Here is a 15548-nt window from a genome sequence, read left to right as displayed (position 1 = left end):
GCTGTTTCAGAGATGCACGACGGCCATGTCCAGGCGGCCATAGTCGTTGTCGTTATGATCGCTGCGCGGTGGTACATGGTGGGTCTTCATCACTTGGTCGCCCTGCAGGGTTTCCAAATGAATATCAAAACCCCAGAGCCGATGCAGGTGCTTGAGCACTTCCTCAGTGGATTCGCCCAAGGGTTTGCGGTCGTGTTGCTGGTGACGCAGGGTCAGCGAACGGTCGCCACGCACATCAATGCTGTAGATCTGAACGTTAGGCTCGCGGTTACCCAGGTTGTATTGCGCGGCCAGGGTTTCGCGAATGATGCGGTAGCCGGGTTCGTCGTGGATGGCAGGCACCACCAGGTCATCCTTGAGGTCGTCGTCCAGGATGCTGAACAACTTGAGGTCGCGGATCACCTGGGGCGACAGGTACTGCAGGATAAAACTCTCATCCTTGAAGCTGCTCATGGCGAACTTGATGGTCGATAGCCAGTCGCTGCCGGCGATTTCCGGGAACCAGCGGCGGTCTTCCTCCGTGGGGTGCTCGCACATGCGGCGGATATCGCGGTACATGGCAAAACCCAGTGCATAGGGGTTGATGCCGTTGTAGTACGGGCTGTCGAAGCCTGGCTGGAAGACCACGCTCGTATGGGACGTGAGGAACTCCATCATGAAGCCGTCAGTGACCAGGCCTTCGTCGTACAGGTCGTTCATCAGGGTGTAATGCCAGAAGGTTGCCCAGCCTTCGTTCATTACTTGGGTTTGGCGCTGGGGATAAAAATATTGCGCGATCTTGCGCACGATGCGCACGATTTCGCGCTGCCAGGGCTCCAGCAGCGGTGCGTGCTTTTCGAGGAAATACAGGATGTTTTCCTGCGGTTCGGCGGGGAAGCGGGCATTGTCCTTGTCGCTGTTCTTGTCGGCGCGCTTGGGGATGGTGCGCCACAGGTCGTTGATCTGTTTCTGCAGGTGCTCCTCGCGCTCCTTCTGGCGCAGGCGTTCCTCTTCGGCGGAAATAGGATAGGGACGCTTATAGCGATCGACCCCATAATTCATCAGCGCGTGGCAGGAGTCCAACAGGTCTTCCACCGCATCGATACCGTGGCGCTCCTCGCACTGCATGATGTATTGCTTGGCGAACACCAGGTAATCAATGATCGAACTGGCATCGGTCCAGGTGCGAAACAGGTAGTTGCCCTTGAAGAAACTGTTATGCCCATAGCAGGCATGGGCCACTACCAGCGCCTGCATGCAGATGGTGTTTTCTTCCATCAGGTACGCGATGCACGGGTCGGAGTTGATCACGATCTCGTAGGCCAGGCCCATCTGGCCGCGTGTGTAGGACTTCTCGGTACTGAGAAAGTGTTTCCCGTAGGACCAATGGTGATAGCCCAGGGGCATGCCCACCGAGGCATAGGCATCCATCATCTGTTCAGCGGTGATGACTTCTATCTGATTGGGATAGGTGTCCAAGGCATAACCCGCCGCGATACGGCTGATTTCCCGGTCATAGGCCTGGATCAGTTCGAAGGTCCACTCGGAACCGGTGGAAATGGGTTGGCGCTTGTTCTCTTTTTTGGCGGTCATGTCACTAACCTGCGCTGGAAGAGTTCACGGAAGACCGGGTAGATATCGCCGGCCGAGACCAGTTGCTGCTGGGCGAACGTGTCGGCAAAGGCTTCGCCGATGCGCTCGTATTCGAACCAGAGGGCCTGGTGCTCACGGGGGGTGATTTCGACGTAAGTGTAGTACTGCACGAACGGCATGATCTGGTTGATCAAAATGTCCCGGCAGATCGGCGAGTCGTCGTTCCAGTTGTCGCCGTCGGAGGCTTGGGCGGCGTAGATGTTCCACTCGTTGGCGGGGTAGCGCTCGGCCATGATCTCCTGCATCAGCTTCAGTGCGCTGGAAACAATGGTGCCGCCAGTTTCCCGCGAATAGAAAAACTCCTCTTCGTCCACCTCTCGCGCGCTGGTGTGATGGCGGATGAACACTACGTCAATCTTGTCGTAGTTCCGTTTCAGGAACAGGTACAGCAGGATAAAGAAGCGCTTGGCGATGTCCTTGGTGGCCTGGGTCATGGAGCCGGAAACGTCCATCAGGCAGAACATCACCGCCTTAGAGCTGGGGTTGGGTTGCTTGACCAGCAGGTTGTATTTCAAGTCAAAGGTATCGAGGAACGGCACGCGGTGGATGCGCGCGCTGAGTTTTTCGATTTCCGCCTCGATTTCCTGGATATCGCCGAAGTTATCCGGTTCTTCGCGCTTCAAGCGTGCCAACTCTTCCTTGGCCTGCTTGAGTTTGGCGCGGCTGCTGCCGGAGAGGGCGATACGCCGCGCGTGGGCTGAACGCAGGGTGCGGATGATGTTGATGCGCGACGGGTTGCCCTCGTTGCTGATCCCTGCACGTACGGTCTTGAAGGTATCGGTGCCGGTCAGGTTGCGTTTGACCAGGTTGGGCAGTTCGAGGTCTTCGAACATGAATTCGAGGAATTCTTCCTGAGTGATCTGGAATACGAATTCATCCATGCCTTCGCCAGAGTTGCCGGCTTTGCCCGGGCCTTTGCCGCCGCCACCGCCTTGTGGGCGCTGGATATGTTCGCCAGTGGTGAATTCCTTGTTACCCGGGTGCACCACGGTCTGTTTGCCGCCGCGGCCATGGTGAAGTACCGGTTCGTCGATGTCCCGTCCGGGAATGCTGATTTGTTCGCCATGCTCCATGTCGGTGATGGAACGGCGGCTGACGGCCTCTTCTACCGCCTTTTTGATGTGGTCACGGTAACGCCGCAGGAAACGCTGGCGGTTTACCGTGCTCTTGTTCTTGCCATTGAGGCGTCGGTCGATCACATAGCTCATGGGGAGCCCTCCGGGCAGCTTCACGTTACAAGCTTCAAGCCGCGGGCTGGAAGCTTAGAGACAAGCGGTCAACTGCCAGGCCGGATGCCTGGCAGTGCGCGCTTGCCGCTGCCTTACTGCGATTTGCGAACCCGCAGGTACCACTCGGAGAGCAGTCGTACCTGTTTGTCGGTGTAGCCTCGCTCGACCATGCGTGTGACGAAGTCGTTGTGTTTTTGCTGATCCTCCTTGCTGGCCTTGGCGTTGAAGCTGATGACGGGCAGCAGGTCCTCGGTGTTGGAGAACATTTTCTTCTCGATGACCACCCGCAGCTTCTCGTAGCTGAGCCAAGTGGGGTTCTTGCCGTTGTTGTTGGCACGGGCGCGCAGTACGAAATTGACGATTTCGTTGCGGAAGTCCTTCGGATTGCTGATGCCGGCGGGTTTCTCGATTTTTTCCAATTCTTCGTTGAGGGCCACGCGATTGAGGATTTCGCCGGTTTCCGGGTCGCGGTATTCCTGATCCTGGATCCAGAAATCGGCGTACAGGACGTAGCGGTCGAAAATGTTCTGGCCGTATTCGCTGTAGGACTCCAGGTAAGCGGTCTGGATTTCCTTGCCGATGAACTCGATGTAGCGCGGCGCCAGGTATTCCTTGAGGAAGCGCAGGTAGCGCTCACGAGTTTCGGCCTGGAATTGCTCCTGTTCAATCTGTTGTTCCAGCACATAGAGCAAGTGCACCGGGTTGGCGGCAATCTCGTGGGGATCGAAGTTGAAGACCTTGGACAAGATCTTGAACGCAAAGCGCGTCGACAGACCGTTCATGCCCTCGTCCACACCGGCTGTATCACGGTATTCCTGGATCGACTTAGCCTTGGGATCGGTGTCCTTGAGGTTTTCGCCGTCGTAGACGCGCATCTTCGAATAGATATTGGAGTTCTCCGGCTCCTTGAGGCGCGACAGTACGGTGAACTGGGCAAGCATTTTCAGGGTGTCGGGGGCGCAATGGGCCTTGGCCAGGGAGCTGTTGAACAGCAGTTTGTCGTAAATCTTGATTTCGTCACTGACCCGCAGGCAGTACGGCACCTTGACGATATAGATCCGGTCGATGAAGGCTTCGTTGTTCTTGTTATTGCGGAAGGTATGCCATTCCGATTCGTTGGAGTGAGCCAGCAAGATCCCGGTAAATGGAATCGCCCCCAGGCCTTCGGTACTGTTGTAGTTACCTTCCTGGGTAGCGGTGAGCAGTGGGTGCAGCACCTTGATCGGTGCCTTGAACATCTCCACGAACTCCATCAGGCCCTGGTTGGCCCGGCACAATGCGCCCGAATAGCTGTAGGCATCGGCATCGTTCTGCGGAAACTCTTCCAGTTTTCGGATATCGACCTTGCCCACCAGTGCCGAAATGTCCTGATTGTTTTCATCGCCGGGTTCGGTCTTGGCCACGCCGATCTGGTTGAGGATCGACGGGTAGAGTTTCACCACCCGGAACTGGCTGATGTCACCGCCGAACTCGGCCAGGCGCTTGGTGGCCCAGGGCGACATGATGGTGTTGAGGTAGCGCCGCGGGATACCGAAGTCTTCCTCGAGGATCGCGCCATCTTCCGTGGCGTTGAACAGGCCCAAGGGGGACTCGAAGACGGGCGAGCCCTTGATCGCATAGAAGGGCACCTTCTCGATCAATTGCTTGAGCTTTTCCGCCAGGGACGATTTGCCGCCGCCGACCGGGCCGAGCAAATAGAGGATCTGCTTCTTCTCTTCCAGGCCTTGGGCGGCATGGCGGAAGTAGGAAACGATCTGGTCGATGCATTCTTCCATCCCATGGAAGTCTTCAAAGGCCGGATAGCGGCGGATCACCTTGTTGGAAAATATCCGCGACAGGCGCGAATTATTGGCGGTTTCCACCAGTTCTGGCTCGCCAATCGCCAATAGCAAGCGTTCGGCGGCAGAAGCGTAGGTGCTGCGGTCCTGTTTGCACAGCTCGAGATACTCCTGAAGCGTGAGTTCTTCCTGCTGTGTGGACGCGAAGCGTTGTTGGAAGTGGCTAAAGATACTCATGACGTCGTCACCTCGCTCGATACGTGGAGCCGACGCCGGATCAATCAGTCGATGCTGGCAGTCATTGACGCACGCCAATGGCTGTTTTCCCCCCAGAACACCCTGAAACGCTACCGATGACCCGTACGCCGGTGTACCGGCTCTCCCCTGATTCGGATGGCCTGCGCTTAAGGATAGTTCGGAATCCGGGAGGTCAAGGCGCGATGCGCAATTAGTTTAGCCGCGCCGTTCGTCAGAAACGGCGCAAGCCCAAGCGTCACGCGGGGTAGCGGGGTGTGAAAAAAATTATTGCGAATCGCCCGAGGAAATTTCCGCGGGATAGGTCGTACGCCACAGCTCAAACCCGCCGTCCAGGCTGTAGACGTCAGAGAAACCCTGGCTGATCAGATACGCGGCTGCACTCTGGCTGGAATTGCCGTGGTAGCAGGCGACGATCAGCGGTGCATCGAGGTCGGCGGCGCGGATGAAGTCGGCGATGTTGACGTTGTCCAAGTGCTGGGCGCCGGTGATGTGAGCGGCGGCATAAGTAGGCTGGTCGCGGATGTCGACGACTACGGCACCTTGCTCGCGCAGGGTCTGTGCTTCTTGGGGAGGGATACGTTTGAATTCGGTCATGACGGGCTCCTATTGCTTGGCGGTGGCCGGCAGGGTAATGGAAAGGGGCGATTCGCACTGGCAGTCGAGGCGCTTGCCCGTGTCGATGTTCATCAGGGTCATGGCACCGCCCCACACGCAACCGGTGTCGAGGGCGAACACGCCGGGTTCATCGCACTTGCCTTCCAGCGCGGCCCAGTGGCCAAAGATGATCTTTGTGTCTCGGGTCTTGCGTTCCTTGTAGGCGAACCAGGGCTTGTAGCCGGGCAGGGCGCTGTCGGCACCTTCCTTGCTCTTGAGGTCCAGTTTGCCTTCGGCCGTGCAGAAGCGCATGCGTGTGAAATAGTTGGTGATCACTCGCAGGCGGGCGACGCCGGTGAGCTCGTTGTCCCACTTCACCGGGTCGTTGCCATACATGCCGTCGAGGTAAGCGGTGTACAGGTTGTCATCGGCCAATGCACTTTCAACTTCGGCGGCGCACTTGAGAGCTTTTTTCAGCGTCCACTGCGGCGGGATACCGGCATGCACCAAGGCCATGTTGCGGTCCTCGTCATAGTGCATGAGTTTTTGCCGGCGCAGCCAGTCGAGCAGTTGAGCGCGGTCCGGGGCTTCGAGAATTTCCCGCAGGGTGTCGCCTTTTTTGAGGCGCTCGATGTTGTTGCCGGCCGCAAGCAAGTGCAGGTCATGGTTGCCCAGCACGCATACCAAAGAATCACGCAGGCTATAGAGGTAGCGCAGGGTTTCCAGGGACTGGGGGCCGCGGTTGACCAGGTCGCCCACCAACCACAAGCGATCATTTGCGGGGTCGAAGGCTACGCGATCCAGCAGGCGCTTGAGAGGGTCCAGGCAGCCTTGCAGGTCGCCGACAGCGTACGTCGCCATCAGTGCAGGGCTCCTGGCACGGCCAGGCGGAAGGGCTTGATGATTGCGTCGAACAGTTGGCCGTCGGTGGCCTTCATTTGATACGAGCCTTGCATGGTGCCGACCTTGGAGGTCATCACCGTGCCGCTGCTATAAGTGTGGCTGGCGCCGCTGTCGATCAACGGTTGCTGGCCGACAACGCCTGCCCCGCGCACTTCCTCGACCTGGCCGTCGCCATCGGTGATGACCCAGTGGCGCGACAGCAGCTTGGCCGGCACCAGCCCGTTGTTCTTCACTGTAATGGTGTAGGCAAAGGCGAAGCGGTTATGTTCGGGTTGCGATTGGTCCGCCAGGAAGCGGGTGACGACGCTGACGTCTATCTGATAGCGAGGATCGGACATGCAAGAGGCCTTAAAAGCGAAGGACAGCAGATGCGGGTCAGTCTAGGCCAAGAGGTGGGCACTAGGCCAGACATGCTGTCTGGGCTCTTGAACTTGATGAAACGACTCTATCAACGTAACGCGGTTAAACCTGTGGGAGCGGGCTTGCTCGCGAATGCGGTGCGTCAGTCAACTGATCTATAACTGATCCACCGCATTCGCGAGCAAGCCCGCTCCCACATTGGAGGGTGTTGAACCCTATTGCGCTGTTGGCGCTGGCTGGATGGCAAGCTGGTCAGCCAGGCGCACGAACGCGGCCAGGTCCAGTTGCTCGGGGCGCAGGCCGCCGTCGACGCCGGCGGCTTCGATTTCAGCATTGCTCAGCAGGGCTTTGAGTGTGTTACGCAAGGTCTTGCGGCGTTGGTTGAACGCTTCGCGTACCACACGTTCCAGCAGTTTGTGATCCTTGGCCGGGTGCGGCAGTACGGCATGCGGCACCAGGCGCACGATGGCTGAATCGACCTTCGGTGGCGGGTTGAACGCGCCCGGGCCGACGTTGAACAGGTGCTCTACGCGGCAGTGATACTGGACCATGATCGACAAGCGGCCCCAGTCACCACCGCCAGGGCCTGCGGCCAGGCGCTCCACCACTTCTTTTTGCAGCATGAAGTGCATGTCGCGGATGATCCCGGCGTTGTTCAGCAGGTGAAAAATCAGCGGCGTGGAGATGTTGTACGGCAGGTTACCCACCACCCGCAGGCTGTTGGGCGCAGCGCCAAGGCTGTTGAAGTCGAACTTCAGCGCGTCGCCCTGGTGCAGGTTGAAGTTGGTTTTGCCGGCGAACTGCTGGTTGAGGATCGGGATCAGGTCCTTGTCCAGTTCCACGACGTCCAGTTGCCCGCCGCTGGCCAGCAGGCCCTGGGTCAGCGCGCCCTGGCCTGGGCCGATTTCCAGCAGGCGGTCTTCTGGCTTGGCATGGATGGAGCGCAGGATGCGATCGATTACGCCAGCGTCATGCAGGAAGTTCTGCCCGAAGCGCTTGCGCGCCCGGTGTTGGTAATGCTCAGTCATATACGGGTCTCGGCCATCTGGTAGGCGGTTTCCAGGGCCACGTGCAGGCTGCCGGTATCGATCTTGCCGCTGCCTGCGAGGTCCAGGGCGGTGCCATGGTCGACGGAAGTGCGGATGATCGGCAGGCCCAGTGTCACGTTGACTGCGGCGCCGAAGCCTTTGTATTTCAGCACGGGCAGCCCCTGGTCGTGGTACATCGCCAGCACTGCGTCGCAGTGCTCCAGATATTTGGGGGTGAACAGAGTGTCTGCAGGCAATGGGCCGCGTAGGTCCATGCCTTCTTGGCGCAGGCGCTCTAATGTCGGTTCAATGATGTCGATTTCTTCATGGCCCAAGTGGCCGCCTTCACCGGCGTGGGGGTTAAGCCCACAGACCAGGATACGCGGTTGGGCAATGCCGAATTTGTGTTGCAGGTCGCTGTGCAGGATGCGCGTGACACGCTCCACACGCTCGGCAGTGATGGCATCGGCGATTTCACGCAGCGGCAAGTGGGTGGTCACCAGCGCCACACGCAGGCCGCGGGTGGCGAGCATCATCACCACTTGAGCGGTATGGGTTAGTTCCGCGAGGAATTCGGTATGGCCGGAAAAGGCGATACCGGATTCGTTGATCACACCTTTGTGCACCGGTGCGGTAATCATGCCGGCGAAGTCGCCGTCGATGCAGCCTTGGCCCGCACGGGTCAACGTCTCCAGCACAAATGCCGCGTTGGCCGTATTCAACTGCCCTGCAACCACTTTGGCTTGCAGCGGGGTGTCCCACACATACAGGCTGCCGGCGGGGGCCGGCAGGTCGGGCCAGTTGCCCGGCGCCACGTCCAGCAGGTTGACGGCCACACCCAGTTGCGCGGCCCGCTCAAGGAGCAGGTCGCGGCTGGTAATGGCAATCAGGGGGTGTGGCTGGGGTTGCGAGGCGAGCAGCAGGCACAGGTCTGGACCAATGCCGGCTGGCTCGCCGGGTGTCACCGCGAAACGCTGGGGTTTCACTGGGGTGCCTGGTCGGTGCCTGTTTGCTCGGCGCCTGGCAGCTTGTTCTCTACATACGCTTCGTCACGGATCTGACGCAGCCAGGTTTGCAGCTCTTCGTCGTATTTGCGGTTACGCAGTACGCTCAGGGCTTGCTGCTCGCGGGCCTGGGTGGTGTTGTCCGTGGCGCGACGGCCAAGCACTTCCAGCACATGCCAGCCGTACTGAGTCTTGAACGGCTTGGACAATACGCCTTGCGGTGTCTCGGCCATAACCTGCTGGAACTCAGGCACCAGAGCTTTCGGGTCGATCCAGTTCAGGTCGCCGCCGTTAAGGGCAGAACCTGGGTCTTCCGAGAAGCTTTTAGCCAGGGTGGCGAAGTCTTCACCGCTTTCAATGCGGTCGTAGATCTTCTGGGCCAGTTCCTTGGTTTGTGCCTCGGTGCGGATTTCGCTCGGTTTGACCAGGATGTGACGAACATGGACTTCGTCTTTCAGCGAAGTCTCGCCACCGCGACGTTCCAGCAGCTTCAGGATGATGAAGCCACCCGGGGTGCGGGCTGGCTGGGTAATGCCACCGACTTCCATGGCGCTCAATTCGCGATCAAACGGAGGTGGCAATTGAGCGGCTTTACGCCAGCCCATGTCACCGCCTTCGAGGGCGTTGTCGCTGCCGGACTGAGCAATGGCCATCTGGGCAAAATCTGCACCCGCTTTCAGGCGCTCATAGATCGCCTGGGTTTTAGCGGCGGCGGCATTAAGCTGCTCAGAGTTGGCTCCGTCCGGGGTTGGGATCAGGATATTGGCCAAGTGCAACTCTTCGGAGAGCTGCATCTTGCCCAGGTCCGAGGCCAGGAAGTTCTTCACTTCCTGCTCGGACACCTGAACCCGCTCGGCCACACGGCGCTGGCGCACACGGCTGATGATCATTTCGCGCTTGATCTGGTCACGGGCGTCCTCGTAGGACAAACCATCGCGAGCCAGGGCGGCGCGGAACTGATCAATGCTCATGTTGTTACGCTGAGCGATGGTGCCAACGGCCTGGTTCAATTCTTCGTCTGAAATACGGATGCCAGAACGGTCGCCAATCTGCAATTGCAGGTTCTCGACGATCAGACGCTCCAGCACCTGGGGTTCCAGGACGCTGCTCGGTGGCACACCACCGCCACGCTTGGCGATGGTTTGCTGAACTTCCTTGACCCGTTGGTCCAGCTGGCTCTGCATGATCACGTCGTTGTCGACGATGGCCGCTACTTTATCCAGCTGTTGAACCGCGGCGTGTGCCGAAACAGTACCCAGGAACAGCGCGCCCAGCACTAGCGGGCGCAAACACTCAGAAAGCTTTGTCTTCACGTTCACGATAACCTTCAATGCCTTTGTCGAGGAAGCTCTCTACCTTGGCGCCGGTCAGGCCGCCGAGTCCTTTAAGGACGATCTGGAAGAAGAGCCCGTGGTCACCCTTTTCGTTCTGAGGGGCGAGCTGCGTGTATTCGTCGTTGGAAACCCAGTAACGGTTGATGACGCGCAGTTTCCAGCAGCAGTTGTCGTACTCGAAACCACCGAAGGCTTCCAGGGTACGGTTGCGGGCATAGTCGTACTGCCAGCGGGTGATCAGGTTCCACTGAGGAACAATCGGCCACATCATCGAGAAGTCGTGTTGTTGGATTTTGTAGTAATCCTTCACGAAATCTTTGTCACCTTCCTGGCCAAAGTCGCCGCCAAACTGCCATTTGCCGGTCAGCTGGTTGTAGACAACCTGGTCGTTGCGATAGCGGTAGCCCAGGTTGACGACCTTGTTCGGATTGTCTTCCGGCTGGTAGTGGAACATTGCGCTGCCGGAGCGAGGACTATGGGTCTCGGTATCCCAGTTGTAGTCGGCTGTGGCGCGCCAGTCGCGGTTGAAGCGGAACTCGTACTCCAGTGCAACAGGAGATACGTTCGAGTGCGCATCATCACGTGTCTTGGCATCTACACCTGGCAATTGAACTTCGCGATCCTTGAAGTACATCGCTTGACCAATCGATGCACGCTGACGTTCGAAGCCATTTTCTTCGATCCAACGGCTGGTAAGCCCAAAGGACAGCTTGTTCTCGTCACCGATACGGTCAGAACCACTGAAACGGTTATCCCGGAACAGCGAGGAGTAGCTGAAAGAGTTTTCGCTGGTGTCGAAGACCGGGATCTCGGTTTGATCTCTATTCGGTACGTAGAGGTAGAACGCACGAGGTTCGAGGGTCTGGTTGTAGTCTTTGCCGAACCAATTGGTTTTACGGTCGAAGTACAGGCCGCTGTCGATGCTGGCGATAGGTACAGAGCGATCTTGCGAGCTGTCAAAGGTCTGGCCGACAGGTAATTGCGACTTGCCTTTACCATCAAGATCCAAATCATATTTGGTATAGACGTACTTCAACTTCGGCGTGATAAAGCCGTAGCTCCAGTTCATCGGGTAAGAGACAGCTGGAGCAACGTTCAGACGGGTACCGTTTGCACGGGTCAAACCTGTTACGTTGTCATCCAGCCGCTTTTCACCGAGAAGGCCTGTTACAGGATCGAACGGGCCGCCATCTTTGTCGAGCACTCTGCCGCTACGCAGGTCACGATCAAACCTGACTGCTTCGGTCTCATAAGAGAAGTTCAGCCCCGCCGGTTGAAACGGGAGCGTACCGTTAAAGGTGATCTGCGGTAGTCGATCATATGGCGTGATTTGGGAAATCGTCGCCAACTGGTACGACTGCAAGTTCACGGCAGCCTGGTAGCTGTCGCCACGGTAGCTCACGGTACCCTGTTGGTTCAGGAAGTCCTGGCTCTGAACGCCTTCCTGATAGGACTTCAAATCCTGGAAATAGAACGGATCACTGATCTTGGTGTAATCAACCAAGGTCGTCAGACGCGAATCTAACCCACCCTTATGCTGCCAATTGAGCATATAGCGGGTTTTTTCGTAATCAGTCTGCTTCTTGCGCTCGTCATTGTCGTCGTTGAGGTACGCCCCACCAAACTGCCCTTCACTCGACTTGGTCAGATAGCGGAACTCGCCCTCCATCAACATGCCGCGCTTGGTCATGTACTGCGGGTACAACGTGGCATCGTAGTTCGGCGCCAGGTTGAAGTAGTACGGTGTTACCAGCGTAAAGCCAGTTTCCCCACCGGTGCTGAAGCTCGGCGGCAGGAAGCCGGATTGGCGACGGTCGTCGATCGGGAAGTAGATGTACGGGGTGTACAGGATCGGGATGTTCTTGACCCGCAACGTCGCGTTGGTCGCCGTACCGAAACCGGTGGCCGGGTTCAACGTGATGTTGTTGCCCTTGAGCTGCCAGGCGTTGCTGTCCGGCTCGCAGGTGGTGTACGTACCGTCCTTGAGACGGATGATCGCATTCTCTGCACGCTTGGCGTACAGCGCGTTACCGCGGATGCGTGACTTGTGCATCACGTATTCGGCGTTATCGATCTGGGCGGCGCCGGTGTCGAGCTGGACTTGAGCGTGGTCACCCACGATCAGGGCGCCGTTGTCGCGCAGGCGCACCTTGCCATTTAGTTCGCCACGGTTCTCAGCCTGGTACAGGCTGGCTTCGTCCGCTTCCAGTTGCATGCTGCCCTGGCGCATGACCACGTCACCGGCCAGGGTAGCGACTTGCTGCTCCTGCTCGTAACGCGAGGCCTTGGCGCCGATGAAGGTCGGCGCATCGCTCTTGTTCGTCTTGTCGTTCATGCCAGGACGAGTCGGCTCGATGTACGCGCCGCCGCAGTAAGGGCCGGTTTCGGCCAACTGTGCTGCGGTCAGCTTGTCGCGAGGTACCCAGTCCAGGTGGCTGTAGTCGGCGCTGCGCGAGCGCAGGCCACGGCCCTTGGCTTCGGTGACCAGCATGGTCTTGGGCTCGGCGTCGACGCTGCCGCCAGCTTTGCCTTGCGGCGTGCTGTTGGCCGAGCTGACGGCAGCACCGTCATGCACCGGGCGCGGTGGCAATGGGGCGGCGGCCGTCTTCGGCGCACAATCCCAGGCACCCGAAGCAGAGACTGAGCAGTCATACTGTTCCGCGGCGACCACGAATGAGGTGGCGAAAGGTTGCAAGGCCAGCAGACTGCCGGTTACCAGCAACGGAAATTTTCTACGAAACGCGGGGGATTTCAATGCCATCTTATTAGTCCGGGCTTCCTGCGTGCCATCTGCCCGCGGTTTGGGCCGCACGCCTCTCGATGGTCTGAAAAAGATGCGTGATAATAAAGCATGCCCCGCTTGACGGCTAGCGCCGTCGGAGACCCTTGTAATGCCCGAGCACGATCTACGTTTACAACAGCTGGAAGTCTGGCTGGATGAGCAGTTGCCGATTCTTTTCAACGCTCAGGACTGGGGCCCCGTGCCCCCGGCCACATTGACCGCGGCCAGCAGCGACGCGAGTTTCAGGCGTTACTTCCGATGGGAGGGCGGTGCCCATACGTTCGTCGTCATGGACGCGCCACCCCCCCAGGAAAACTGCAAACCTTTCGTCGATATTGCGCATTTGCTCGCGAAATCGGGAATAAATGTGCCAAAAATTTATGCAGAAGATTTGCCCCGTGGCTTTCTTTTGCTCAATGACCTAGGCACAAAAACCTATCTGGACGTGATTGACGGTGAAAATGCCGACCAATTATTTGCCGATGCCATCGACGCGCTGCTGGCTTTCCAGCAATTGCCGATGGATGCACCGTTGCCCAGCTATGACGTGGCTTTATTGCGTCGCGAGCTGGAGCTGTTCCCGGAATGGTATGTGCGCCGTCACTTGGGCATCGACCTCGACCCTGAGCAACAAGCCCTCTGGCAACGTGCCAGCCAGCAGTTGATCGACAGCGCCCTGGCCCAGCCCAAGGTGCTGGTGCACCGCGACTACATGCCGCGCAACCTGATGATCAGTGAGCCAAGCCCTGGCGTGCTGGATTTCCAGGACGCGGTCTACGGCCCGGTGACCTATGACATCACCTGCCTGTTCAAGGACGCCTTCCTCAGTTGGCCCCAGGCCCGCGTGCGCGAATGGCAGCGTGGCTATTGGCAGCGTGCCGGACAGTTGGGGATTCCAGTACAGGACGACTTTGAGGAGTTCCTGCGTGCCAGCGACCTGATGGGCGTGCAGCGTCACCTCAAGGTTATCGGCATCTTTTCGCGTATCTGCCACCGCGACGGCAAACCACGCTACCTGGCCGACGTGCCGCGTTTCTTTGCTTATATAGAAGCGGTGCTGGCCGACCGACCCGAGTTGAGTGACCTGGGCGAGTTACTCGCCAGCCTGCGCGAACCTGCCGAGGCCAGCGTATGAAGGCGATGATCCTGGCGGCGGGCAAGGGCGAGCGCATGCGCCCGCTCACCCTGCATACGCCCAAGCCGCTGGTGCAAGCCGGCGGCAAGCGGCTGATCGAGTATCACCTTGAAGCCTTGGCGAAGGCCGGTTTTACCGAGATCGTGATCAACCACGCCTGGCTCGGCGAGCAGATCGAAAGCTACCTGGGCGACGGTGCCCAGTTCGGTCTGCGCATCCGCTACTCCCCGGAGGGTGAACCGCTGGAAACGGGGGGCGGCATATTCCAGGCATTGCCGCTGCTGGGCGACGAACCGTTTCTGGTGGTCAATGGCGATATCTGGACTGACTACGATTTCATCCAGCTCAAGCAGCCGATCCGGGGCCTGGCGCACTTGGTGATGGTCGACAACCCAGCACACCACCCCTCGGGCGGGGATTTCTACCTGGATCACGGTGTGCTTCATGATGCCGCGCCCGGTGCCGATAACCTGACCTTCAGTGGCATTTCAGTGCTCGACCCCAAGTTGTTCGCGGGTTGCAGCGCCGGTGCCTTCAAGCTGGCCCCGCTGTTGCGCGAGGCCATGGCCAAAGGTTTGGTAACGGGGGAGCACATGGCAGGACGCTGGGTGGATGTAGGGACGCTGGAGCGATTGGCGCAGGTCGAAACCTTGCTGACAGCGGGGCAGTAGGATGTTGTGGCCAGGGACGCTGATCGGCGCCGGGGCTGGCTTTGCCATTGCCAGTATCCCGGGGGCTCTGTTGGGGGCATTGCTGGGGCAGGCGCTGGATCGCCGTCTGCAACTGCACAGTTGGGCGCAGTTGCGTGAACGCCTGGGTGGGCGCCCGGCTTTGCGCAACGATGAACTGCTGTTTGTGCTGCTGGGACGCCTGGCCAAGAGTAATGGCCGGGTTGTCGATGGGCATATCCAGCAAGCGCGCCAGGAGATGCGCGCACTGGACATGAGTGAGCCGGCCCAGCGCCGCGCGATCAGCGCCTTCAACCGTGGCAAGTCCGGCAGCGACCGGGTTCGCCGTTACCTGCGGGTGCTCAAGACGCAGCCCCATGCGGCGGAAGGCGTGCTGCGCGCCTGTTGGCGCATGGCGTGGGCGGACGGTCGAGCGGATGCTGCCGAGCGCGACCTGATCGACCAGTGGGGCAAGTGGTTGGGCTGGACGCCACAGCAGCTTCAGGCATTGGCGACCGATTACGCGCCGGAGCGCAAGCCATTGGCCAATCGTGGCGGTGCCTATCAGGAGGCGTTGCGTATCCTGGGGGTGACGGCAACCACTGAGCCTTCGGTGATCAAGCGCGCCTACCGCCGCCTGCTCAGCCGTCACCATCCGGACAAGATCGCCGGCACGGGTGCCAGCCCCGCGCAAGTGCGGGAGGCGACCGAACGAACCCGAGAGTTGCATAACGCCTATGCGCTGATTCGCGAGCGGCGGGATTTTCGTTGAGACTATCGCCACTCAACGCCATGTGGGAGGGGGCTTGCCCCTGCCACATCGTTGTGCGACATGGTCGACTA

At 59.2% G+C, this 15548-nt stretch carries 13 protein-coding genes; 3 read left to right on the top strand and 10 right to left on the bottom strand.

Annotated features, from left to right (window positions below; genetic code table 11):
• Positions 1-6 precede the first annotated feature (6 nt).
• The 10 genes from RHM69_RS18290 to RHM69_RS18245 all read right to left on the bottom strand — a co-directional run bounded on the left by RHM69_RS18290 (position 7) and on the right by RHM69_RS18245 (position 12881).
• A complete protein-coding gene (locus RHM69_RS18290; RefSeq protein WP_003194736.1) occupies positions 7-1572 on the bottom strand; it encodes a SpoVR family protein in 1566 nt (521 codons plus the stop codon).
• The gene (locus RHM69_RS18285; protein ID WP_003194735.1) at positions 1569-2840 is read right to left on the bottom strand and encodes a YeaH/YhbH family protein; all 1272 of its coding nucleotides are present in this window, start codon (positions 2838-2840) and stop codon (positions 1569-1571) included. Before RHM69_RS18285 ends, RHM69_RS18290 begins: the two co-directional genes overlap by 4 nt.
• 113 nt (positions 2841-2953) lie before the next feature.
• Positions 2954-4876: a PrkA family serine protein kinase gene (locus RHM69_RS18280; protein ID WP_003194732.1), complete on the bottom strand. Its 1923-nt coding sequence runs from the start codon at positions 4874-4876 to the stop codon at positions 2954-2956.
• 285 nt (positions 4877-5161) lie between these two features.
• A complete protein-coding gene (glpE, locus tag RHM69_RS18275; RefSeq protein ID WP_014720183.1) occupies positions 5162-5491 on the bottom strand; it encodes a thiosulfate sulfurtransferase GlpE in 330 nt (109 codons plus the stop codon).
• 9 nt (positions 5492-5500) lie between these two features.
• Positions 5501-6352, bottom strand: a complete 852-nt coding sequence (locus RHM69_RS18270; protein WP_058410098.1) for a symmetrical bis(5'-nucleosyl)-tetraphosphatase — start codon at positions 6350-6352, stop codon at positions 5501-5503.
• Complete coding sequence (gene apaG / locus RHM69_RS18265) at positions 6352-6732, bottom strand: Co2+/Mg2+ efflux protein ApaG (protein WP_003194726.1); 381 nt, start codon at positions 6730-6732, stop codon at positions 6352-6354. Before apaG ends, RHM69_RS18270 begins: the two co-directional genes overlap by 1 nt.
• Before the next feature lie 237 nt (positions 6733-6969).
• Positions 6970-7782: a 16S rRNA (adenine(1518)-N(6)/adenine(1519)-N(6))-dimethyltransferase RsmA gene (gene rsmA, locus RHM69_RS18260; protein ID WP_020302176.1), complete on the bottom strand. Its 813-nt coding sequence runs from the start codon at positions 7780-7782 to the stop codon at positions 6970-6972.
• Positions 7779-8768, bottom strand: a complete 990-nt coding sequence (gene pdxA, locus RHM69_RS18255) for a 4-hydroxythreonine-4-phosphate dehydrogenase PdxA (RefSeq protein WP_003194722.1) — start codon at positions 8766-8768, stop codon at positions 7779-7781. Before pdxA ends, rsmA begins: the two co-directional genes overlap by 4 nt.
• Entirely contained in the window at positions 8765-10099 is a 1335-nt protein-coding gene (locus RHM69_RS18250; protein ID WP_137271085.1) for a peptidylprolyl isomerase, read from the bottom strand. The genes pdxA and RHM69_RS18250 overlap by 4 nt, the downstream gene beginning before the upstream one ends.
• A complete protein-coding gene (locus RHM69_RS18245; protein WP_106110918.1) occupies positions 10080-12881 on the bottom strand; it encodes an LPS-assembly protein LptD in 2802 nt (933 codons plus the stop codon). The genes RHM69_RS18250 and RHM69_RS18245 overlap by 20 nt, the downstream gene beginning before the upstream one ends.
• Positions 12882-13011: 130 nt before the next feature.
• On the opposite strand from RHM69_RS18245, the gene RHM69_RS18240 reads away from it, so the two are divergent.
• From RHM69_RS18240 to RHM69_RS18230, 3 genes are read left to right on the top strand one after another with little or no spacing between them, the layout of a single operon-like run.
• Positions 13012-14037, top strand: coding sequence for an aminoglycoside phosphotransferase family protein (locus RHM69_RS18240; protein WP_014720177.1), 1026 nt, complete (start codon positions 13012-13014; stop codon positions 14035-14037).
• Positions 14034-14708 (top strand): N-acetylmuramate alpha-1-phosphate uridylyltransferase MurU, encoded by a 675-nt coding sequence (gene murU / locus RHM69_RS18235; protein ID WP_014720176.1) that lies wholly within the window; start codon positions 14034-14036, stop codon positions 14706-14708. Before RHM69_RS18240 ends, murU begins: the two co-directional genes overlap by 4 nt.
• A 1-nt stretch (position 14709) precedes the next feature.
• Positions 14710-15477: a TerB family tellurite resistance protein gene (locus RHM69_RS18230; protein ID WP_014720175.1), complete on the top strand. Its 768-nt coding sequence runs from the start codon at positions 14710-14712 to the stop codon at positions 15475-15477.
• Positions 15478-15548 lie beyond the last annotated feature (71 nt).

Source organism: Pseudomonas sp. CCI1.1, from assembly GCF_034348165.1.
In the GTDB taxonomy this organism is placed as follows: domain Bacteria; phylum Pseudomonadota; class Gammaproteobacteria; order Pseudomonadales; family Pseudomonadaceae; genus Aquipseudomonas; species Aquipseudomonas paracarnis.
The sequence above is the reverse complement of the archived record's forward strand: the minus strand, read 5'-3'. Positions and strand labels throughout refer to the sequence as shown.

Bases quoted from the DNA above. Each gene is read 5' to 3' on its own strand.
- apaG (WP_003194726.1), bottom strand. From the start codon at position 6,732: ATGTCCGATCCTCGCTATCAGATAGACGTCAGCGTCGTCACCCGCTTC.
- RHM69_RS18285 (WP_003194735.1), bottom strand. From the start codon at position 2,840: ATGAGCTATGTGATCGACCGACGCCTCAATGGCAAGAACAAGAGCACG.
- glpE (WP_014720183.1), bottom strand. From the start codon at position 5,491: ATGACCGAATTCAAACGTATCCCTCCCCAAGAAGCACAGACCCTGCGC.
- RHM69_RS18270 (WP_058410098.1), bottom strand. From the start codon at position 6,352: ATGGCGACGTACGCTGTCGGCGACCTGCAAGGCTGCCTGGACCCTCTC.
- RHM69_RS18245 (WP_106110918.1), bottom strand. From the start codon at position 12,881: ATGGCATTGAAATCCCCCGCGTTTCGTAGAAAATTTCCGTTGCTGGTA.
- RHM69_RS18280 (WP_003194732.1), bottom strand. From the start codon at position 4,876: ATGAGTATCTTTAGCCACTTCCAACAACGCTTCGCGTCCACACAGCAG.
- RHM69_RS18290 (WP_003194736.1), bottom strand. From the start codon at position 1,572: ATGACCGCCAAAAAAGAGAACAAGCGCCAACCCATTTCCACCGGTTCC.
- RHM69_RS18230 (WP_014720175.1), top strand. From the start codon at position 14,710: ATGTTGTGGCCAGGGACGCTGATCGGCGCCGGGGCTGGCTTTGCCATT.
- rsmA (WP_020302176.1), bottom strand. From the start codon at position 7,782: ATGACTGAGCATTACCAACACCGGGCGCGCAAGCGCTTCGGGCAGAAC.
- RHM69_RS18240 (WP_014720177.1), top strand. From the start codon at position 13,012: ATGCCCGAGCACGATCTACGTTTACAACAGCTGGAAGTCTGGCTGGAT.
- murU (WP_014720176.1), top strand. From the start codon at position 14,034: ATGAAGGCGATGATCCTGGCGGCGGGCAAGGGCGAGCGCATGCGCCCG.